This is a genomic window from Bradyrhizobium elkanii WSM2783, from assembly GCF_000472865.1.
Classification (GTDB): Bacteria; Pseudomonadota; Alphaproteobacteria; order Rhizobiales; family Xanthobacteraceae; genus Bradyrhizobium; species Bradyrhizobium elkanii_A.
Window position 1 is genome coordinate 1 of the sequence record NZ_AXAP01000119.1, and the last position, 19,255, is coordinate 19,255.

Here is a 19,255-nt window from a genome sequence, read left to right on the forward strand (position 1 = left end):
CTTGTCCGATCAGGCTGTCGATATCGACCGCTCGCAGTTCGACCTGGTCGCGCACCGGCTCGCGCAGCCGCGGCGCACCGCGCCGCACTGCTTCGGCCCGTGGCTCCGCTTGNTCCGGCAGCTCTCCAAACAACTCGTCACCAGCCATCATCCCCCTCCTGCAAATCAATCCGCGAAGAGAATCACAGCTGCCACGCGCCCGATATAAAAAGATTCACAGTCTCGTAGGGTGGGCAAAGCGAAGCGTGCCCACCATCACGAGCGGAGTGATTATGGTGGGCACGCTTCGCTTTGCCCACCCTACAGCCGGCGCAAGTTGATGCGCCCTCAGCGCGGGGGCGCGAGCGCATCAAGCTGGCGCTGAGCTTCGGGTTCGCCCCATTCTTTCGCTTTTTGATACCAGTTGCGGGCCTGCGCGAGGTCCGCGAGCGGGCCACTGGCGCCCAATTGCTTGAGCACGATCGGGTCATAAGTCCGGGCAAGGAGCAGCGCGGCGCGCGCGTCTCGTGCTTCGGCGGCGCGCAGCAGCAGTAGCCTCGCCGCCGCGATGTCGCCGCTGGCCAGCAAATCCTGTCCACGCTTGACGACAACGGAAATTTCCTTCGGATCCAGATTGCGCACGGTGTCCATCTGCGGCGGCGGGGAAGCGGCCGCAGGCCGAGCCGGCACCGCAGCCACGACAGCCGCCGGTGGCCGCGCCGCAACGCTGGCAGCGGCTTTCCAGGAAAGCCGGATCGAACTACCCACGAGCGCGGCACCGTCGCCGTCACGCAATTCTACCGTCACCACCATCTGGCCGACGAAGCCGTCCGGCGGAATGACCGACACGGCGGAAATCTCCGACGCGGACACGCGCCACTCGTTGGCGGCGACGCGCTTGCCAGCCGTCAGCCGCGCGCCGGCTAGCAATCCGTTGATGGCAATGACGGCACCAGGAGGGGGAGCACCCACGCGCAGCCCGAGTGGCAGCGCGTCGTCGGCGAGCCCGCTGCTGTCTTCGACGGCGAGGGTCGCAGCCCGCTTGCGTTGCGGCGCCGGAAACAGCGAGGTCTTAAGCGACTGCCAGGAAGACGAGATCGATGCGATGGCGTTCGACTGAACCCCAGGACTTTGCGACGCCGGAATCGCCATGACGACGATCATCGCGATGGCTGCCGCAACCGCTGCCGCGATCGCGAACCTCGCTCCCACGCGGAGCAGCGCGCGCCTTCCCGAATTGCGGAGAACGGATGGCGCTTCCATGGGCTCCATCGCTTCCTGCATGGCTTGGGCGACGGCCTTGGTGAACATTTCCGAATGGTCGCGACGTCGAGGCTTGCGCAGCGGTTGCAAGGGCGGATCGTCGACAGTCAACGATGGAGGCTCCGCGGACCGTCTGAGCGGCGCCGCCGGCTGCCCGCTTATCGCCCGCTCCCACGGCTCGCGCGGGGCGTAGTAGGTCGGATCGTTCGGATCAACGTAGCCTTCGTCCCTGCCGCCATTCATACTGAACGCTCGCCCTGAGGCGGCTGCCCACCAGCCCGCTGATGTACGCCGGCTACGCTGTTCGCGATCCTTACAGCCCATGAGGATGCAACCGCGCACCTCCGGTCCGCCTGCGGCGACGACCGTGAGCTTAGGTCCTCTTGCAACGCTTCCGGCTGACGCCCGCCGTTATCCTTTTTTTGATTGCCGTTGGCCGATGTCCTTCGCCAGGACGGTCCCTTTGCTTCAGCGGTTCCGACAACCTAGAGTGGAGCCTTTAGCCCAAAGTTCCGCCGAGTCAATCGACAACTAGAGATCACTTTGATTGAATGGTTAATCGGTGAGGTTGCCAAATTTTCCCGTACCTTGTCCCATATCGCCGCAAACCTTGAAATTGCCGGGCCGCCGTGGTCTCAAGCTGAGAGTTTTCAACCGGCCCCTTGCAGTGGGCCAAGCCACAACACGGCGGTTCTCACCGATGGCCCGCAGGTTTTCTGTTCCCTATCAGTCGGAGCCGGTGTCCAGCCTCGCCACCTGGGCACGCAACCTCGCGATCTTCTCCGCCGTCGCGGTGATCGTCTCGATCCTCATCGTCCGCTTCGGCTTCCTGGAGATGAAGCCGGCGCTGGCGACCTTCTTCGGTGCGCTGGCCTGTGCCGGACTTTCGATCCTGCTTGGCTTCGCCGCCTTCGCCGCGATCTGGCAGAATGGTTCGCGCGGCATGGGCCGCATCCTTCTGGCCTTCCTGATCAACGCGCTGGTGCTCGCCTATCCCGCCTATCTCGCCGTGCAATATCGCCGGCTGCCGCCGATCCACGACATCACCACCGACCCGATCGATCCGCCGCGGTTCGAGGCGCTGTCGCGCCTGCGCACCAGCGACGACACCAATTCGGCCGTCTATGCCGGGCTCTACTCAGCCGATCAGCAGCGCCGCGCCTATCCCGATATCGAGACCGTCGAGCTCGAGGTGCCGGTGGACCGCGCTTACGCGGTGACGCTGCAACTGGTGAACCGGCGCAAATGGCTCGTGATCGATGAGCGTCCGCCGACGCCACCGCGCCGCATCGGCCGTATCGAGGCGGTGGCGCGCACGCCGATCATGGGCTTCCGCGAGGATGTCGCGATCCGCATCATGCCCGACGGCGAGGATTCGCGGGTCGATATCCGCTCGGCCTCGCGCTATTTCGAGGCTGACCTCGGCAGCAATGCTGCGCGCGTGTCGAAGCTGATCGAGGACATCAACACCGCCGTCGACAACGCGAAAGCCGCGCCGAAGAAGGCACCGGTACCGCCGAAGGTGCAGGCAAAGACGGTGAAGAAGTGAGGCGGAGGGTCGGACGCCGCTGCGGCCTGTACTCATAAATCGCCCAGCCACGCTCGCTTTCGGGCAAACCGGACATCGAGCCAACATCGCCGAATGACGAGTCTTCACCCTGGCTGCGTGAAAACGCGAAAATTGGCGAAGCGTGGAGAATCTACTTCTCACATTACGCGGTACTGGAGCTCAGTATGCTCTCCGAATCTCAGAAGCGACGACAAAGGGAATGCTTTTCTCTGCAATTTAAGCGCCGTCGCGTTTCCACACAGCCAAGGCCCATAGCGGTCATGCGGGAGCATTTGTGCCACGCAAGTTGCCTGTACGCCGCTAGATGAGCGTTGCCTTGTTCGACGGAGTGAGTCTGTTCCGAAAAGGTGAGGGTCTAGCCTATACCAGCTAGCCAGACAGCAGCCGCGCGTACTGGCGCGTGGTCATGCTGCAGTTCGGCGCCCTTCGCCCGGTGAACAGAGGGTCCTATCGGTTGCCTTCAGATAGTCATCCAGGGCTTGCCCGGTCGCCTCAGTGAGTTCGAATTTGACTCCTACAGGCGGCTCGAGTGGTGGTCGTTCCGGCGGTTCAGAACTTGGCGCCCCAAAGCCAGTCCAGAAGAATGACGGGATTGCCCCTCAGCGGACACTTTCGCGCGAGGACCCAGTCATACGAGGAACTCGTAGCGAGTGACACGACCGTTCACCACCCCGATCGATCCGATCGCAGCGGCATGGCAGATCCACGTTGTGGGTACCGCGCAGGGTGTTGGTCCGGAAGCGCGGTTGACCTTGGCAATCAATTGGAAAACGTCGTTGGCTGCTATATGGTCATCAACCGCAAGCAGGAGACGTTCTTCGTGCTGCTGGAGCAGACCCCTTCGGAGCGCGAGCGCATCCAGCGGCCCCCTTGAGCTGCCCGTCTATGAAGCAATGGCAAACCAAAAACACCACACTGCGCTGCGTTGCCGCGGCAGCGTTCGCGTTTTGCCTGGTCATCGGCCTGGCGTTCGAGCTGCGCGCCGAATCCGAAACGCCGGCTGTAGCAACTCTTTCACCCGCGGCCCTGAAGCAGCTTGACGAGACCATTCGCAATGAGATCACGAGCGGCAAGATTCCTGGCGGCATCCTGCTGATCCAACAACATGGCAAGCCAGTCCATTTCGAATGCTTCGGCGTGCGGGACCCCGACACGGGGCTGCCGATGACGCCGGACACGATCTTCCAGATCTATTCGATGTCGAAGGCCGTTACGTCGGTTGCGGCGATGATGCTGGTCGACGAAGGCAAGCTGGCTCTCGACGATCCCGTATCGAAATACATTCATTCCTTTGCAGACGCCAAAGTCGGCGTCGATATGTCCGACGAAGCAGGAAAGTATCCGCTCAAGCTCGAGCCGTTGAAGCGCCCGATTACGATCAGGGATCTATTGCGGCACACCTCAGGTATCACCTACGGCTTCTACGGCGAGACCCAGGTGCAGAAACTCTATGCGAATCCTCTATTGTATGCGGGGGATTTCAATAACGCCGACTTCGCCGATCGGATCGCAGTACTGCCGCTTGCCGATCAGCCCGCAACGCGTTGGAATTACAGCCATTCAACCGACGTGCTGGGCCGTGTCGTCGAGGTGGCCTCGGGGCAGACGCTGTACCAGTTCCAAAAGCAGCGATTGTTCGATCCGCTCGGCATGTCCGACACCGCGTATTATGTCGCGGACAAAGCGAAGTGGCCACTGATCGCCAGGGGATTTCCTGTCGATCGCTCTCGAGTTGCCGGAATCAACGATCCTACATTGCCGCGGCGCTGGGAGTCGGGTGGAGCGGGCTTGGTCTCGACCACAGGAGACTACGCCCGCTTCCTGCAAATGCTGCTGAATGGAGGTGAGTTGGACGGCAAGCGGTACCTCAAGCGTGAGACGGTCGCACTGATGACGTCGGATCAGATTGGACCGGAAACCGGGATCATTCATGATCCCTTCTATTTTCCAGGCCCCACCAGTGGCTTCGGTCTTGGTTTTGCCGTGCGCACCTCGCCACCTCCGAATACGGACTGGCCACTCGGCGAATACCGTTGGGACGGCGCCGGCGGCAGTTTCTATTTCGTCGACCCCGTGGACGACATGCTTGGAGTCTTCATGGTGATGTCGCCCACACAGGGGGGACGGATCCAACTGAACTTGAAGTCGATGATCTACGAGGCGATGGGGAGGGGCTTGCGCAAGTAACCAACCGCAAACCCGTTTTATTTCCCATTTCTCGGATCTTTCGCGCCTACGCCAGGCCAGCGCCTGGCAAGATCGATTGTCCGTATTGGCCCTTCTCGGACCTACACGCCCTGATGCAAGAACGCGCCCGGCAGAACCGGGCGCGTTTTTGCTCGGAAAAGGCGAGAACCTTACTCGGTCGAATACTTGAACTCCGGCATCGCCTTCAGCTCTTCCTTGCTCGCGTTGTAGACCGCGTGATCTGGGTACCAGGGGTTCGACTTGGAGCTCGAGGTCGAGCTTGTGGCCGCGCCCGTGGTCGTCGAAGAGCCAGCGCCGCTCGCCGGCTTTGCGCCGGTGTTCGACGCGCCGGTATAGGCGACCGGCTCGTTGACGAACTTGACCTTCTCGAAGGGCACGGCGACCAGATGCTCGCCGACGCCGAGGAAGCCGCCGACGCCGATCACGACCGCTTTGATATTGCCGCTCTTGTCCATCAACATGTCGTTGATCGAGCCAATGCTCTCATTGTTGTCATTGTAGACATTCAGGCCGGCCATTTTCGACGCGCGCCAGTTGCCGTGGAACGACGACGGAGCGGTGGTTGACGTGGTCGCCGCGGTGCTCGGGCGATCGCCAGTCGCCGTATTCGGCGTTTGCGCGAACGCGACGCTTGCAAGCAAGGCCGAAGCCGCGAGACCAGTGATGGTATACTTCGCTAACATGATCGGATCCTCCAGTTCGAAATCGATGCTGAGAGAACCCGGCACGTCAGCAAGCGTTCCGTATCAAGTGACACGGAACTTGCGGCGCCGAACAAATAGAGCGCCAGTCGAAAGTTCAGAGTTAAGCGGCGAGCATGCGCTTTCAGAAACCGCCCCAATAAGGCGGTATACCGTAGTAGCGACGCAGTTCGGCTTCCTGCGACCGATCGCCCCAATCGAAATCCTTGTCGGCGCGAAACGACGGCGCGCGTTTCAACTCTTCATCTGATATGTCGAGCTCATAGGCCTCGAAACGCGTGTTGTAGCGCAACCGCACCCAGGGCAAGGGAATCAGATTGGTTCCGAGGCCGAAGAATCCGCCGAAGCTGAGCACGGCATAAGACACTTGACCGGTGACCTTGTCGATCATCAGCCGTTCGATGTGGCCGATCATCTCGCCGTTCGGCCGCCGCACCGCGGTGCCCTCGACACGGTCGCTGGCAATGAGCCGATGCGGTTTGGTGCTGGCGTCGGCTGCCATCTGGCCCTCCCCGCAAATGATCGAGAGAGACAACGCCACATTCGACGACTGGTTCCTACGCCATCAACGAGACAACCCCCCTTCCCTTTTGGAAGGGCGCGTAGCCCGGGTGGAGCGAAGCGAAACCCGGGACACCTGCGTCAACGTTGACGAGCGGCCCCGGGTTACGCTTGCGCTCCACCCGGGCTACGCGCTGTTCGTAGGGAAGGAGCCGTGCCTTTAGCTCTGGTAGTCGACCAGCAGCGCGGAGAACGAACTGCCGTTAGCCGATGTGCTCGCGCTGCCGGCCGAATTGTACGAACTCGACGCCGACGCCGACAGCGACTCCTGCAGCGACTGCAGGAACTTCTGCAGGATGTCGCTGACGGAATTGCTCGTGGCGCCGGCTTCATCGGTCGAGGTTGAACCATCCGACGGCGGTGGCCCACCGGCGCCGCCATGGGGGCCATGGCTACCACCGGGGCCCTGCGCGAAGGCGGCCTTGAACACGCCCTGCAACTCGGTCGCCTGATCGCTGGTCAGCTTGCCGCTCGAGACTTCCTGGTTGATGAGATCATCCAGCTTGGACTTCATCTCGTCCGGCGATGGCCGCGTGCCGCTCGTCTGATCGGTGGCGCGGCTCGCTTGCATCGAGACGTCGATATCCGTCAGCGCCGATGACAGCGCGTCCTGATCGGACGAGCTGATGGCGCCGGAATTGATTTCGGACTGCAGTTCGTCCTGCAGCCGCTGCAAGGGCGACTGATAGGTGCTGCCGGAGGCAGCCGAGATCGCGGTCATGGAATGCTCCAAATGATTCTGATAGGTACGCGCAGAACTCGCCGGGACGGTGTGGTCAACGGTCTTAACAGCGCCTTTTAGGCTGTTACGTTCTGTTACCGCTCGGTTCTCAGAAACATTCGGAAACAAAAATCTCCGCCACTCGTCCGGAATCATTGACAAAAGGTCAGCATGGCCCAGCCGCAGCCGAACATCCTTGTCGTCGAGGACGACCGCGAGACGCGCAGCCTGATCGCGAAATATCTGCGTAACAACGCCTGCAACGTCACCACCGCCGGCGACGGTCGCGAGATGGTCCGCGCGATGACCGATCACCGTGTCGATCTCCTGATCCTCGACGTCATGCTGCCGGGCGAGGATGGCCTCAGCCTGTGCCGCAAGGTGCGCGCAACGTCGCAGACGCCGATCATCATGCTGACCGCGCGCGGCGAGGACGTCGACCGCATCCTCGGCCTGGAGATGGGCGCCGACGATTATCTGCCGAAGCCGTTCAATCCGCGCGAGCTGTTGGCGCGGATCAACGCAGTGCTGCGGCGGCAGGCGGCGGCGCGCAACGCCAGCGCCATCGAAGGCGCGACCGTGCTGACGTTCCAGGGCTGGCGCATCGATTTCCGCCTGCGCGAATTGCGCAACCCCGAAGGCGCCAAGGTCGCCATGACCAGCGCCGAGTTCGACCTGCTCAGGACATTGTGCGAGCGGCCCGGCCGCGTGCTGTCGCGCGACAGCCTGCTCGACCTCACGGGCGCGCGCGACGCGGGCTCGTTGGAGCGCTCGATCGACGTCCTGGTCAGCCGCATCCGCCGCAAGATCGAGCCCGATCCGCAGGAAGCCACCATCATCAAGACGGTGCGCGCCGGCGGCTACATGTTCACACCAAGGGTGGAAGCAGCAACAGTCGAAGCGGTGACCGCGGCGGGCAATTGACGATGAAGCTCTCCGGCTTCCTCAATCTCAGGGGCATCAGCGGGCAGATCGCGGCGCTGGTGGTCGCCTCGATCATCGCCATCCACGTCATCATCGCCACGATCTTCCTCATCTCACGGCCGGACCAGTCGGAGCCGGTTGGCGACCGCGGACATGCCCAGCTCGCCAGCGCGATCCAACTTCTCGGCGCCGCCGCAGCGTCGGAACGACAGCGGCTGTCCGCCGACATCAACAACACCTTTCCGCAGCTCGGCGTCGAAAGCCTGCCGCCCGGCACCACGCCTGCTGCCGGCGAACTGAACGAGCGCGAATTGCACCTGCTCCACCGCCGGCTCGGCGCCACCTATCGGCTGTTTCCGCTGGCAGGCGACGGCGCGCGGATCGGCGTCGTGCTGCCCGACGGCGCGATGATATCGGCAAGGCTGCTTGCGGATTCGCACCGGCCGCCAGTCCTCGGCGGTCCGTGGATGATGACGCTGCTGTTCATGGTCATCAGCGTCGCGCTGCTCGGGCTGTGGGCGGCACGCGCATTGACCGCGCCGCTCTCCTCGTTCGCCCGCGCCGCCGAAAACTTCAGCCTCGATGGCGCCGCCGCGCCGCTGCCCGAACGTGGACCGGAAGAGATCCGTTCGGTCGCGAAAGCATTGAACCGCATGCGCGAGCGCATCACCAGCCTGATCGAGGACCGCACCAAGATGCTGGCCGCGATCAGCCACGATTTGCGCACGCCGATCACGCGGCTGCGGCTGCGCTCGGAATTCATCGAGGACGAGACTCATCGCAATCGCATGCTTGCCGATCTCGACCAGATGCGCGCAATGCTGGAACAGGTGCTGTCGTTCCTGCGCAACGACCGCAGGCTGGAATCGATGACGCTGACCGATATCGCCAGCACGCTGCAGCTCGCCACCGACCAGTTTTCCGACATGGGCCACAAGGTGGGCTACGACGGCCCCGCACACGCGATGGCAACCGTGCGGCAGGAAGACCTGCACCGCAGCGTCACCAATCTCGTCGAGAACGCAGTCCGCTTCGGCAGTGAGGCGACGATCCGGCTCCGCACTGCGCCTGATAGCATCACAATCGAAGTCGAGGACGATGGCCCCGGCATTTCGGATGCGCGCAAGCAGGATGTGCTGGAGCCGTTCGTGCGCGGCGACGATGCGCGTAACATGGACGAGTCCGAAGGCTTCGGCCTCGGGCTTTCCATCACCAACGCGATCGTGCTCGCGCATGGCGGGACATTGTCGCTGCACGACAAGCAGCCGCACGGACTCCTCGCGCGGATCGAGTTGCCGATGCGCGCGGAGAGCCGACGCTCAGCCGCCTGACGTCAGGCCGCGAGCGGCGCGTGTTCGCTGCCGTGCTCCGGATAGATCGCAATGGCCTCGAAGCGGTAATCGCAGGCGCGGCAATGCCAGAGATAGAATATCCGGCCACCATCCTGCTCGACCCAGTCCGGCTTCGCGATCGGCTTGCCGCATTGTGCGCAAGGATTTCCACGCGGCAGATCAGCGGAATCAAAGTGGGTCATGATGCGTCTCCCGTTATCGACTTTTCTTGGTCGGTTTTCTTGATTGGCGTTTCTTGATTTATCGGCAGAACGCACTGAACCCCGCGCCTGCCATGCAAAATCCTAAGGCGGCTTTGAGTCATTTGCGCGACAAGAAGCTTGCGGCCGTGCAGCAAATCGTCGTCTAAGACTTTACTAAAGTCCGTCGCATAACGCCCCGCTTTCGCCACATATCTGCCCGGCGGCCGCAACAATTCGGTTGCGTAAGTGGAACAGACCATTCCGTCGCCGAGATCTCGCCCGATGAAACTCCCTTTCGCCCTCACCTTGCTTGCGGCTGTTGCCGCGGTGCTGTCAGGCTCGCCTGCGCAGGCGCAGCAGCGCTCGCAATATGAGGCGCTGGTCGCCGCCCATGCCCAGGCCAATCTGGTGCCTGATACGTTGGTGCACCGCGTGATCGTGCGCGAGAGCAAGTATCAGCCGAACCTCGTCGGACGCGGCGGCGCGATCGGGCTGATGCAGATCAAGCTCGCGACCGCCCGCGGCCTTGGCTACAAGGGCGATGCGGCGGGCCTTCGCGATCCCGAAACCAACCTCACCTATGGCATCAAATATCTCGCGGGCGCCTATCGCGCCGCCGGCGGCAACCATGACCGCGCCGTGCGCTACTACGCCGCCGGGTATTATTACGCCGCCAAGCAGCAGCGGCTGCAGCACCTCAAGGAATCCAAGAGAGAATCCCGCCCGACGCTTGCCGCCGCAGCGCAAAAAGAGCAGACCGAGGCCGAGGCGCCGGAAAGCGCGGCCGACGCCGACGCACAGCAGGTCCCCGGCAACTGAGGGGCACGGCCGCGAAGCGCGGCGTTGACAGGTCGGCGTATCCGCTTACATTAGACGCGTTCCGAGGGGTGCTCCGAGGAGGAGCTGAGATACCGCACGCTTGGCGTTGGCCATTCCGGCCGATATCCGGGACCGCGGTGACCCTTTGAACCTGATCCGGGTCATACCGGCGAAGGGACAGGGATGTACCAGAGCAAGTCTTCGCGGGGGGATTCCCCCGTATCTATCATCGGCGCAGGCATCGCAGGCGCATGGCAAGCGTTATTGTTCGCGCAGGCCGGTCACGCCGTCACTCTGCACGAGCGCAGTGACGCCGCGATGACGGAATCCACAAGCCATTGGGCCGGCGGCATGCTGGCGCCCTATTGCGAGGCCGAGGTCGCCGAACCCATCATCAGCCGGCTCGGCCTGCGCTCGCTCGATATCTGGCGGCGCGAATTGCCGGATACGCCGTTCAACGGCTCGCTGGTGGTGGCGCACGCGCGCGAACGCAACGATTTCGAGCGCTTTGCCCGGATGACCGAAGGCCACGAGCGGCTCGATGCGTCAGGCGTCGCGCAGCTCGAGCCCTCGCTCGATGGCCGTTTCCGCAACGCGCTGTTCTTCCCGGCCGAGGGCCATGTCGAGCCGCGCCGCGTGCTGCCCAGGCTGCATGAGCGCATCCTCGCCGCCGGCGGCATCATCAAGTTCAACAGCGACATCAGCGCGGAGGATCTCGAGGGCATCGTGATCGATTGCCGCGGCCTGTCGGCGCGCGACGGAGAGCCGGAGCTGCGCGGCGTCAAGGGCGAGATGATCCTGATCGAGACCGCGGAGGTGGAGCTGTCGCGTCCGGTGCGGCTGATCCATCCGCGCTGGCCGCTTTACGTGATTCCGCGCGAGGATCATCTGTTCATGCTGGGCGCGACCTCGATCGAGGCCGAGGACACCGGCGTCAGCGTCCGCTCGGCACTGGAGCTTCTGGGCGCGGCCTATGCGGTGCACCCGGCCTTTGCCGAAGCGCGCATCCTCGAATTCGGCTCCGGCCTGCGCCCGGCCTTTCCCGACAATCTGCCGCGGATCACGATCGACCGGACGAAGATCTCGGTGAACGGCCTTTACCGCCACGGCTTCCTGCTGGCGCCGGCGCTGGCGGAACTGACGCTCGCCTATGTCGAGCGCGGCCAGATCGACAATGAGGTGATGCGATGCGCGTGATCGTCAACGGCGAGCCGCGGGAGATCACTTCGGCGAGCATCGACGCGCTGCTCGCCGAGCTCGACTACGAAGGCACCCATTTCGCGATCGCCCTGAATTACGACGTGCTGCCCAAGAGCCGCTGGGCCGAGACCGCGCTGAAAGCCGGCGACGAGATCGAAATCATCACGCCCCGGCAGGGAGGGTGATCGCCATGACCGCAGCCTCTCTCCCCTCGTCGTCCCCGCGAAAGCGGGGACCCATACCGCGTGATCTCTCTTGTGGCACTCTGGTGGACGCTCGCGTTCACAACAACGGCCTGTGCTTATGGGTCCCCGCTTTCGCGGGGACGACGGGTGAGTGCTGGGCTGCAAGCGTTGGGACACTGACACCATGCTGAACTTCTACGGCAAGACCTTCTCCTCCCGCCTCTTGATCGGCACGGCGCTCTATCCCTCGCCCGCGATCATGCAAGGCGCGATCCGCGCGTCCGGCGCCAACATCGTCACCGTGTCGCTGCGGCGCGAAGCCGCCGGCGGTAAAACCGGAGATGCGTTCTGGTCGCTGATCCGCGAACTTGATGTGACGGTTCTGCCGAACACCGCCGGCTGCCGCAGCGTGCGCGAGGCGGTGACCACCGCAAAGCTCGCGCGCGAATTGTTCGGAACGAGCTGGATCAAGCTCGAAGTGATCGCTGACAACGACACGCTGCAGCCCGATGTCGTCGGCCTGGTCGAAGCCGCCTCGATCTTGGTCAAGGACGGCTTCGAGGTATTCCCCTATTGCACCGAAGATCTTTCGGTGGCGATGCGGCTGGTCGATGCCGGCTGCAAGGTGGTGATGCCGTGGGCCGCGCCGATCGGCAGCGCCAAGGGGATCACCAACCGCGATGCGCTAAAACTGCTGCGCGACCGCCTGCCCGACATCACGCTGGTGGTCGACGCCGGCATCGGCGCGCCCTCGCATGCGGCCCACGCCCTCGAGCTCGGCTATGACGCGGTGCTGCTCAACACAGCGGTCGCGAAGGCCGCCGATCCCGTCGCGATGGCCAATGCATTCCGCCTCGGCATCGAGGCCGGCCGCGCCGCCTATGAGGCCGGACTGATGGACGCGCGCGATTTCGCCTCCCCCTCCACCCCTGTCATCGGGACTCCGTTCTGGCATGCCCTATCCTGATCCATTTTACCCCGTCGTCGACAGCGTCGCCTGGGTCGAGCGGCTGACGAAACTCGGCGTCGGCACGATCCAGCTCCGCGCCAAGGATTTGAACGATGCCGAAGCGCTGCAGATCGTCACCGATGCGCTCGCGGTGACCAAGGGCACACCGACAAAGCTGGTCGTCAACGACTATTGGCGCGCGGCGATCGTCGCCGGCGCCGAGCATCTGCATCTCGGCCAGGAAGATCTCGAGGGCGCCGATCTCGCCGAGATCCGCAACGCCAGGCTGACGCTCGGCATCTCCACCCATGACGATGAGGAACTGGCCACCGCGCTGAAGGCCGAGCCGGATTACATCGCACTCGGCCCGATCTTCCCGACCACACTGAAATCGATGCGCTTCGCGCCGCAGGGCATTCCGAAGATCACCGAATGGAAGAAGCGCATCGGCGACATCCCGCTGGTTGCGATCGGCGGCATCAAGTTCGAGCAGGCCGCGGAAATCTTCGCCGCCGGCGCCGACTCGATTGCCGTCGTCTCCGACATCACCCAGAACGCCGACCCCGATGCGCGGGTCAGACAATGGCTTGGCGCTTCAGCCAAAGCCGCCTGAAGTAAGAAGTTTAAGGAGGAACTCCATGAACATCCGTTCCAACCCTGATACCACCATTCCCGCCGTCACCACGGGGCCACTACCGTCCTCGCGCAAGATTTTCTCGACCCCCGACACGGCGCCTGATGTGCGGGTGCCGCTGCGCGAGATCATCCTGAGTGAAGGCGCCGGCGAGCCCAATCTTCCTGTCTATGACACCTCGGGCCCGTACACCGATCCGTCCATCGTGATCGACGTCAATGCCGGCCTGCCGCGCAATCGTCTCGCCTGGGTCAAGGAGCGCGGCGGCGTCGAGGAATACGAGGGGCGCACGATCAAGCCGGAAGACAACGGCAACCTCTCCACTGAGAAGGCAGCGCGCGCCTTCACCGCGCATCACCAGCCGCTGCGCGGCCTCGACGGCCACAAGGTGACCCAGCTCGAATTCGCCCGCGCCGGCATCATCACCAAGGAGATGATCTACGTCGCCGAGCGCGAAAACCTCGGCCGCAAGCAACAGCTCGAGCGCGCGGAAGCCGCGCTCGCCGACGGCGAAAGCTTTGGCGCCTCGGTGCCGGCCTTCATCACGCCGGAATTCGTACGCTCAGAGATCGCGCGCGGCCGCGCCATCATTCCGAGCAACATCAACCATGCCGAGCTCGAGCCGATGATCATCGGCCGCAACTTCCTGACCAAGATCAACGCCAATATCGGCAACTCCGCCGTGACGTCGTCGGTCGAGGAAGAAGTCGAGAAGATGGTGTGGGCGATCCGCTGGGGCGCCGACACCGTGATGGACCTCTCGACGGGGCGCAACATCCACACCACCCGCGAATGGATTTTGCGCAACTCGCCGGTGCCGATCGGCACCGTGCCGATCTACCAGGCGCTGGAGAAATGCAACGGCGATCCGGTCAAGCTGACCTGGGAATTGTACAAGGACACGCTGATCGAGCAGTGCGAACAGGGCGTCGACTATTTCACCATCCACGCCGGCGTGCGCCTGCCCTACATCCATCTCACCGCCAACCGCGTCACCGGCATCGTGTCGCGCGGCGGCTCGATCATGGCGAAGTGGTGCCTGGCGCATCACAAGGAGAGCTTCCTCTACACCCATTTCGACGAGATCTGCGACCTCATGCGCAAGTATGACGTCTCGTTCTCGCTCGGCGACGGCCTGCGTCCCGGCTCGATCGCCGACGCCAACGACCGCGCGCAGTTCGCCGAACTGGAGACACTCGGCGAACTGACAAAAATCGCGTGGGACAAGGGCTGCCAGGTCATGATCGAAGGCCCCGGCCACGTGCCGATGCACAAGATCAAGATCAACATGGACAAGCAGCTCAAGGAATGCGGCGAAGCCCCGTTCTACACGCTTGGGCCGCTGACCACGGACATCGCGCCGGGCTACGACCACATCACGTCAGGCATCGGCGCCGCCATGATCGGCTGGTTCGGCTGCGCCATGCTCTGCTACGTCACGCCGAAGGAGCATCTCGGCCTCCCCGATCGTAACGACGTCAAGACCGGCGTCATCACCTACAAGATCGCCGCCCATGCCGCCGACCTCGCCAAGGGTCACCCCGCCGCGCAGCTCCGCGACGACGCGCTGTCGCGCGCAAGGTTCGACTTCCGCTGGACCGACCAGTTCAACCTCGGCCTCGACCCCGAGACCGCGAAGAACTTCCACGACGAAACCCTGCCGAAGGAAGCCCACAAGGTCGCCCACTTCTGCTCGATGTGCGGTCCGAAATTCTGCTCGATGAAGATCACCCAGGACGTGCGGGATTACGCCGCAACGCTGAACGATCCGGCGAGCGTCGGGATGTCGATGCAGGGTACCATCGAGGATGGCATGGCGGCGATGAGTGCCAAGTTCAAGGAGATGGGCGGCGATGTGTACCTGGATGCGGAGAAGGTGAAGGAGAGCAATCAGGCGCTCTGAGAGTAACCGATGCGCGAGGGTTTGACCCGCGGACTATTGCCTCTGTTCGTCACTGTTTGGCTTCCCGTCAGCGTAACCGTTTCATGGGCGCAGGGACTGCCACACGTGGCGAGCAGCGGCCTCACTGCACCTAGCGAGGTCATTCTTTATATCCATTCGGATTTGAAGAGCGTCGATTTCGTTCAGCCGCTGGTTTGCGCTCTCCAACGAGTGCTATCTGCACCCGTTTCAACGCAAACATTGGACCTTCAACTCGGCCCTGAATTGCTCGCAACCCCGACCCAGTTCGACGTGGACAAGGTTGGAGATCAGTTCATCCGGGCAACTGCTACGGATGGGGGACCGCGGTCATTCAAATACTTGCTCGTTCCGTTCGATCTCAAGGCATCCCCTTGGCGCTATGTTTTCTCGACGAGTTTCGGCAATGAGACTACTCCTTATCACGTCGGCGTGGTTTCAACGGCTCGGCTCGACGTCGCGGACCCAAAGCAGCAGCACCGCGGAGGTGCCGAGATCACCGCGAGGCGCGCATACAAGCTAATCCTCAAGTCAATTGCACGGGTCGCGGGCCTACGAAGCCCCGATGCCTGTATTCTTTCATTTCCGAGAAGCCTCGAAGAGTTGGATCGTAAGTCATCAGAGTTTTGTTCTGATGACCGTGCCATGTTAGTTGCCGCCCACATCCTTCAACCTGTGGAAGGACAAGGACACACCGATTGCTCGGTCATTTCCCAGCAGCAGGGCGTCAACGACGTGCGCGTGGCCCGAGCGGCAGAATAGCCAAGCCGCATTCAAGGTGAGGGCGGGCCTCCGAATCCAGGACCTAGTCTGAACATTCACAGCCGCGAGAACCGCCGGGCACCCGCCCGGTCGTTCTGTTGCAGCCATGGCGCGCCCGAGAAATGTTCGAACCTGAAGGGGTCCCCTAACGACAAACTTTCGGATGCCGTTGCCAGCCATTTTGGTAGCTAGTCAGATTCTCCAGACATCCTAGAAACACGCGCAGGTCTCAATTGGCGGACATGGGGACAACGACATGCGATCGAATAGCGCCTTCCGCGCCAAGGCAAGAGCTGCATTTCGCCGTCGGATTGAGGATCGAGCCGAGAGCGGCGGCGCGCACCTCGCGAACAGAGCAGCCGGAACGCAACCTCGCCTCGACTGCGATGAGTCCAGGAAGTCATCTGCCGTTAACGATCTGCCGGACCACATCCGCAGGTTCTGCGAGCGATTTTTCTCCGACAACAGAAGCCTCCTCTAGTTCTTCTCACCATCGCAGACTGGCACCATCAACGCTCCTTGATCTGGGCTGTGTCGTCGGTCGGACGATCTTTGCAGTTCTGCCCTGAGGGGCTGGCTGCCTGGATCGGGCGGGCACGTCCCGCATATTGAGAAGCCTATTCATCAACGTGCATTCGCGCGATCGGTTGGCTCATATCGGCCACTGATCTATCCTGCATCCCATCTGTCCAACGACGAGGATGCATGCATGTCCATAAAGCACTTCCCTCCCCCACCCGGCGTCAAGGCGCCGCCGCTCTCGTTCGGCGCCCGCGTCGGCGATCTCCTGTTCATCTCCGGCATTCCCGGCTTCGATGCCAATGGCGGGCTGCCTGATACGTTCGAGGCACAGTTCGCCAACGTCGTCACCAACTTCAAGCGCGTGCTGGACGAGGCGGGCGCGACGGTGCGCGATCTCGCCAAGGTCAACGTGCTGCTGACGCGCGCCTCCGATGTCGCCGCGATGAACAAGCTCTATGCCGAGGCGTTCGGGCCGGCGCCCTACCCGGCGCGCACCACCTGCGTGGTGGTGGCGCTGCCCGATCCGAAGATGCTGATGGAGATCGAGGGCGTCGCACACCTTCGCGCTTCATGAGCGACGCGCCCGCTCCGCGCGAGCGGCTGCCCGACCAGCTTGCCGCCGATCTTCGCCAGGTCTTCGTCGGCACCGCCGCCAGCCAGCGGTCAGCCGACCTCGGCCATTACTACGCGCATCCCGGCAATCGCTTCTGGCGGACGCTGCATGAGGTCGGCATCACACCGCGCCGCTTTGAACCGCATGAATTTCCGGCGCTGCTCGAACTCGGCATCGGCTTCACCGACATGTGCAAGACGGGCGCGGGCATGGACCACCAGGCGCTCGCCTTCCCTATCGATGTGCCCGCGTTCCGGAACAAGATGCTGGCTTACCGGCCGAAGACCATCGCATTCACCAGCAAGAAGGCTGCATCTCTGTTCTTCGGACGACCGACGCCGGCGATCGCGCTCGGCCGGCAAGCTGCGCTTCCGGATTTTCCGGATATCTTCGTGCTGGCGTCGCCATCGGGCGCGGCTTCGGGAAGCTGGTCGTTGCAGCCGTGGCAGGAACTGGCGGATTGGCTGCGGGCTGGCGAACGAGTGGAGGATCAACATACCGTCGCTCGAAGTCGCCGATGAACTGCTGTTGATGAAATCATTGCAGCCTCCCGATTTCGAGGGAGCAGGCTCTTGCCGTACCAATACCGCCACAAACGATCACAAAAGATCGGCGGCGCCTCGGCCAATCGCGGAGGCAGAAGAACAATTCGACAGGAGATACGTCATGCGTCGCGCTACCGCCCTCTGCCTCGCCACCTGCTCCGCTGTCGCGGCCTTCGCCGCCAGGCCCGCAGAGGCCGGCTATTACGTGATCCGCTGGGAGAACACTGGCATCTGCCAGATCTGGAACGAGGACCTGCAGCAGAAACCGATGCAGTGGCCCTCGACCTACCAGGTCGTCAGCAAGCCGGTCCCGACCTTCACCGCCGCGATGGCCGAGCAGCAACAGATGCGGACACAGCGCCGCTGCACGTTGTGAGTTGTGGAATCGCAATACGCGTAGGGTGGGCGAAGGCGCGTCTATCGCGCCGTGCCCACCTTTCTTGCACCAACCGTGGATGGTGGGCACGCTTCGCTTTGCCCACCCTTCTCGGGCACTTCGCACCTCAGGAGAAAGACTTCAACACCGGCTGATACTGCTTCAAGGCGGCGTCATGTCCGGTCTGCCAGGGGAAGTATCCCTCGCGATCTGGCCACACGATCTGCAGGCATGGAAACGGGCGCCGGCATTTGCGATAGAACCAAATCGCCGTTCCCAGATACGCGTCATACGCCTGCAACGGCACCTCTGCGAATGCGACTTGGCGGTCCGTCAGGATATCATCGCAGATATCCCCCGCGGCGTAGTTCCGTCCTGCAGCCGCCCGGTCGCGAATATCATTGATGATCGAGGCAGAGTCGGAGGCCCGCAGGCCGAAGATCACCACCTCGGCGTGGCCATAGTTGAGAAACAGGCCAACCGAGAACGCATATGCCGGATTACCGTCCAAGATGCCCACGATATGGCATCCGTGCTTGCGAATATTGCGAATGATCGCCTTGTCCGCCTCGCCTTCGATGTCAGGCCATTTGAAGTCATCAAGCATCGGCATCTCTCGTTGAGAGGAGCTGTAAGGTGAAGGCGCGTCTATCGCGCCGTGCCACCATCAAAGACTCCGCTCGCACTAGTGGGCACACTGCGCTTTGCCTACGCTACATCGGACACGACCAGCGCGATGCGCTGCGCGCCGGATTCTTCTCGAAGTCGGGGCGCGTTTTTGCCCGCTACGGCAACTCCTCTTCGTACAAACAAACAATGATCAATTGAATGCAGCATCATAATACAATTTATAATTGTTAACAAGCTCCGTAACACGCGAGCCATTGCAGAAGCCGGACGAGCCTTGAAGGCGGAGGACCCGTAGAGCCTGAGAACCAATTCGGTTTTCGGGTAGACGGCATCCGAAGTAGCGGATGTTGAAGNCCTCGACGGTGGAGCGGGGCGGGATTTGCGCGCCGCTATGGTTTGGCGCAGCTATGGGTTGGCGAGGCGATGTCCCTGCAGGATGTTGTTGGTGAGGGCGTACCAGAGCACGACGGCTCGGACCTTTTCGATGCCGCGCACCGTCAATTGCCTGAGGTCCCAGTTGCGCCAGCGGGCATGGATGCATTCGCAGATCGAGCGGGCCTGGTACTGTGCCTTGCCGGCGTCACTGGCCATGCGGGCGCGCCAAGCCAGCACCCCTGGGCCGTCGCTGCTCCGCGGTA

Annotated in this window: 21 protein-coding genes, 1 pseudogene and 1 riboswitch; of the genes and pseudogenes, 14 read left to right on the forward strand and 8 right to left on the reverse strand. The window is 62.8% G+C overall.

Annotated elements, in window-relative coordinates; all coding sequences use genetic code 11:
• Both YY7_RS61435 and YY7_RS0145625 read right to left on the reverse strand, forming a co-directional pair.
• Positions 1–151 (reverse strand): annotated as a pseudogene (locus YY7_RS61435) (IS5/IS1182 family transposase); the annotation flags it as partial.
• 176 nt (positions 152–327) lie between these two features.
• Positions 328–1,143 carry a hypothetical protein gene (locus YY7_RS0145625; protein ID WP_245287668.1) on the reverse strand — a complete coding sequence of 272 codons (816 nt, stop codon included), beginning with the start codon at positions 1,141–1,143 and terminating at the stop codon, positions 328–330.
• A gap of 799 nt (positions 1,144–1,942) precedes the next feature.
• Here YY7_RS0145625 and YY7_RS0145630 point away from each other — a divergent pair.
• Positions 1,943–2,791: a DUF1499 domain-containing protein gene (locus YY7_RS0145630; protein ID WP_028168883.1), complete on the forward strand. Its 849-nt coding sequence runs from the start codon at positions 1,943–1,945 to the stop codon at positions 2,789–2,791.
• 906 nt (positions 2,792–3,697) lie between these two features.
• Positions 3,698–4,999: a serine hydrolase domain-containing protein gene (locus YY7_RS0145640; protein ID WP_035692749.1), complete on the forward strand. Its 1,302-nt coding sequence runs from the start codon at positions 3,698–3,700 to the stop codon at positions 4,997–4,999.
• A gap of 170 nt (positions 5,000–5,169) precedes the next feature.
• Here YY7_RS0145640 and YY7_RS0145645 read toward each other — a convergent pair whose 3' ends face one another.
• The 3 genes from YY7_RS0145645 to YY7_RS0145660 all read right to left on the reverse strand — a co-directional run bounded on the left by YY7_RS0145645 (position 5,170) and on the right by YY7_RS0145660 (position 7,003).
• Positions 5,170–5,703, reverse strand: coding sequence for a PRC-barrel domain-containing protein (locus YY7_RS0145645; protein WP_028168885.1), 534 nt, complete (start codon positions 5,701–5,703; stop codon positions 5,170–5,172).
• Positions 5,704–5,845: 142 nt separating this feature from the next.
• Complete coding sequence (locus YY7_RS0145650) at positions 5,846–6,223, reverse strand: PRC-barrel domain-containing protein (RefSeq protein WP_028168886.1); 378 nt, start codon at positions 6,221–6,223, stop codon at positions 5,846–5,848.
• 219 nt (positions 6,224–6,442) lie between these two features.
• Positions 6,443–7,003, reverse strand: a complete 561-nt coding sequence (locus tag YY7_RS0145660; RefSeq protein ID WP_028168888.1) for a hypothetical protein — start codon at positions 7,001–7,003, stop codon at positions 6,443–6,445.
• Positions 7,004–7,174: 171 nt separating this feature from the next.
• On the opposite strand from YY7_RS0145660, the gene YY7_RS0145665 reads away from it, so the two are divergent.
• Both YY7_RS0145665 and YY7_RS0145670 read left to right on the forward strand, forming a co-directional pair.
• A complete protein-coding gene (locus YY7_RS0145665; protein ID WP_028168889.1) occupies positions 7,175–7,927 on the forward strand; it encodes a response regulator in 753 nt (250 codons plus the stop codon).
• Between the two features lie 2 nt (positions 7,928–7,929).
• On the forward strand, positions 7,930–9,258 hold the full coding sequence (locus YY7_RS0145670) for an ATP-binding protein (RefSeq protein WP_028168890.1): 1,329 nt from the start codon (positions 7,930–7,932) through the stop codon (positions 9,256–9,258).
• Between the two features lie 2 nt (positions 9,259–9,260).
• Here YY7_RS0145670 and YY7_RS0145675 read toward each other — a convergent pair whose 3' ends face one another.
• Positions 9,261–9,461, reverse strand: a complete 201-nt coding sequence (locus tag YY7_RS0145675) for a hypothetical protein (RefSeq protein WP_028168891.1) — start codon at positions 9,459–9,461, stop codon at positions 9,261–9,263.
• Between the two features lie 282 nt (positions 9,462–9,743).
• On the opposite strand from YY7_RS0145675, the gene YY7_RS55395 reads away from it, so the two are divergent.
• From YY7_RS55395 to YY7_RS0145730, 10 genes are all read left to right on the forward strand, one after another.
• Positions 9,744–10,280, forward strand: a complete 537-nt coding sequence (locus YY7_RS55395) for a lytic transglycosylase domain-containing protein (protein WP_080664146.1) — start codon at positions 9,744–9,746, stop codon at positions 10,278–10,280.
• A gap of 54 nt (positions 10,281–10,334) precedes the next feature.
• Positions 10,335–10,476: riboswitch (TPP riboswitch) on the forward strand.
• Entirely contained in the window at positions 10,464–11,477 is a 1,014-nt protein-coding gene (locus tag YY7_RS0145690) for an FAD-dependent oxidoreductase (protein WP_028168892.1), read from the forward strand. Its footprint overlaps the riboswitch before it by 13 nt.
• Positions 11,468–11,665 carry a sulfur carrier protein ThiS gene (thiS, locus tag YY7_RS0145695; protein ID WP_028168893.1) on the forward strand — a complete coding sequence of 66 codons (198 nt, stop codon included), beginning with the start codon at positions 11,468–11,470 and terminating at the stop codon, positions 11,663–11,665. The genes YY7_RS0145690 and thiS overlap by 10 nt, the downstream gene beginning before the upstream one ends.
• Before the next feature lie 184 nt (positions 11,666–11,849).
• On the forward strand, positions 11,850–12,632 hold the full coding sequence (locus YY7_RS0145700; protein WP_028168894.1) for a thiazole synthase: 783 nt from the start codon (positions 11,850–11,852) through the stop codon (positions 12,630–12,632).
• The gene (locus YY7_RS0145705; protein ID WP_028168895.1) at positions 12,619–13,227 is read left to right on the forward strand and encodes a thiamine phosphate synthase; all 609 of its coding nucleotides are present in this window, start codon (positions 12,619–12,621) and stop codon (positions 13,225–13,227) included. The genes YY7_RS0145700 and YY7_RS0145705 overlap by 14 nt, the downstream gene beginning before the upstream one ends.
• 25 nt (positions 13,228–13,252) lie before the next feature.
• Positions 13,253–15,151: a phosphomethylpyrimidine synthase ThiC gene (thiC, locus tag YY7_RS0145710; RefSeq protein WP_028168896.1), complete on the forward strand. Its 1,899-nt coding sequence runs from the start codon at positions 13,253–13,255 to the stop codon at positions 15,149–15,151.
• Positions 15,152–15,160: 9 nt separating this feature from the next.
• On the forward strand, positions 15,161–15,931 hold the full coding sequence (locus YY7_RS0145715; protein WP_028168897.1) for a hypothetical protein: 771 nt from the start codon (positions 15,161–15,163) through the stop codon (positions 15,929–15,931).
• Between the two features lie 709 nt (positions 15,932–16,640).
• A complete protein-coding gene (locus YY7_RS0145720; protein ID WP_028168898.1) occupies positions 16,641–17,027 on the forward strand; it encodes a RidA family protein in 387 nt (128 codons plus the stop codon).
• Positions 17,024–17,587, forward strand: coding sequence for a mismatch-specific DNA-glycosylase (locus YY7_RS55400; protein ID WP_035692753.1), 564 nt, complete (start codon positions 17,024–17,026; stop codon positions 17,585–17,587). Before YY7_RS0145720 ends, YY7_RS55400 begins: the two co-directional genes overlap by 4 nt.
• Before the next feature lie 145 nt (positions 17,588–17,732).
• Complete coding sequence (locus YY7_RS0145730) at positions 17,733–17,987, forward strand: hypothetical protein (protein WP_028168899.1); 255 nt, start codon at positions 17,733–17,735, stop codon at positions 17,985–17,987.
• A 127-nt stretch (positions 17,988–18,114) separates the two neighbouring features.
• On the opposite strand, the gene YY7_RS0145735 is transcribed toward YY7_RS0145730, so the two are convergent.
• Positions 18,115–18,594, reverse strand: coding sequence for a DUF4262 domain-containing protein (locus tag YY7_RS0145735; RefSeq protein ID WP_196237440.1), 480 nt, complete (start codon positions 18,592–18,594; stop codon positions 18,115–18,117).
• Positions 18,595–19,022: 428 nt separating this feature from the next.
• A partial coding sequence (locus YY7_RS0145740) for a transposase (RefSeq protein ID WP_028168901.1) occupies positions 19,023–19,255 on the reverse strand: 233 nt, incomplete at its 5' end.

Coding starts and splice junctions, on each gene's coding strand:
- YY7_RS0145715 (WP_028168897.1), top strand. CDS start 15,161: ATGCGCGAGGGTTTGACCCGCGGACTATTGCCTCTGTTCGTCACTGTT.
- YY7_RS0145705 (WP_028168895.1), top strand. CDS start 12,619: ATGCCCTATCCTGATCCATTTTACCCCGTCGTCGACAGCGTCGCCTGG.
- thiC (WP_028168896.1), top strand. CDS start 13,253: ATGAACATCCGTTCCAACCCTGATACCACCATTCCCGCCGTCACCACG.
- YY7_RS0145640 (WP_035692749.1), top strand. CDS start 3,698: ATGAAGCAATGGCAAACCAAAAACACCACACTGCGCTGCGTTGCCGCG.
- YY7_RS0145675 (WP_028168891.1), bottom strand. CDS start 9,461: ATGACCCACTTTGATTCCGCTGATCTGCCGCGTGGAAATCCTTGCGCA.
- YY7_RS0145625 (WP_245287668.1), bottom strand. CDS start 1,143: ATGATCGTCGTCATGGCGATTCCGGCGTCGCAAAGTCCTGGGGTTCAG.
- YY7_RS0145630 (WP_028168883.1), top strand. CDS start 1,943: ATGGCCCGCAGGTTTTCTGTTCCCTATCAGTCGGAGCCGGTGTCCAGC.
- YY7_RS0145645 (WP_028168885.1), bottom strand. CDS start 5,703: ATGTTAGCGAAGTATACCATCACTGGTCTCGCGGCTTCGGCCTTGCTT.
- YY7_RS0145670 (WP_028168890.1), top strand. CDS start 7,930: ATGAAGCTCTCCGGCTTCCTCAATCTCAGGGGCATCAGCGGGCAGATC.
- YY7_RS55400 (WP_035692753.1), top strand. CDS start 17,024: ATGAGCGACGCGCCCGCTCCGCGCGAGCGGCTGCCCGACCAGCTTGCC.
- YY7_RS0145700 (WP_028168894.1), top strand. CDS start 11,850: ATGCTGAACTTCTACGGCAAGACCTTCTCCTCCCGCCTCTTGATCGGC.
- YY7_RS0145650 (WP_028168886.1), bottom strand. CDS start 6,223: ATGGCAGCCGACGCCAGCACCAAACCGCATCGGCTCATTGCCAGCGAC.
- YY7_RS55395 (WP_080664146.1), top strand. CDS start 9,744: ATGAAACTCCCTTTCGCCCTCACCTTGCTTGCGGCTGTTGCCGCGGTG.
- YY7_RS0145665 (WP_028168889.1), top strand. CDS start 7,175: ATGGCCCAGCCGCAGCCGAACATCCTTGTCGTCGAGGACGACCGCGAG.
- thiS (WP_028168893.1), top strand. CDS start 11,468: ATGCGCGTGATCGTCAACGGCGAGCCGCGGGAGATCACTTCGGCGAGC.
- YY7_RS0145720 (WP_028168898.1), top strand. CDS start 16,641: ATGTCCATAAAGCACTTCCCTCCCCCACCCGGCGTCAAGGCGCCGCCG.
- YY7_RS0145730 (WP_028168899.1), top strand. CDS start 17,733: ATGCGTCGCGCTACCGCCCTCTGCCTCGCCACCTGCTCCGCTGTCGCG.
- YY7_RS0145735 (WP_196237440.1), bottom strand. CDS start 18,594: ATGCTTGATGACTTCAAATGGCCTGACATCGAAGGCGAGGCGGACAAG.
- YY7_RS0145660 (WP_028168888.1), bottom strand. CDS start 7,003: ATGACCGCGATCTCGGCTGCCTCCGGCAGCACCTATCAGTCGCCCTTG.
- YY7_RS0145690 (WP_028168892.1), top strand. CDS start 10,464: ATGTACCAGAGCAAGTCTTCGCGGGGGGATTCCCCCGTATCTATCATC.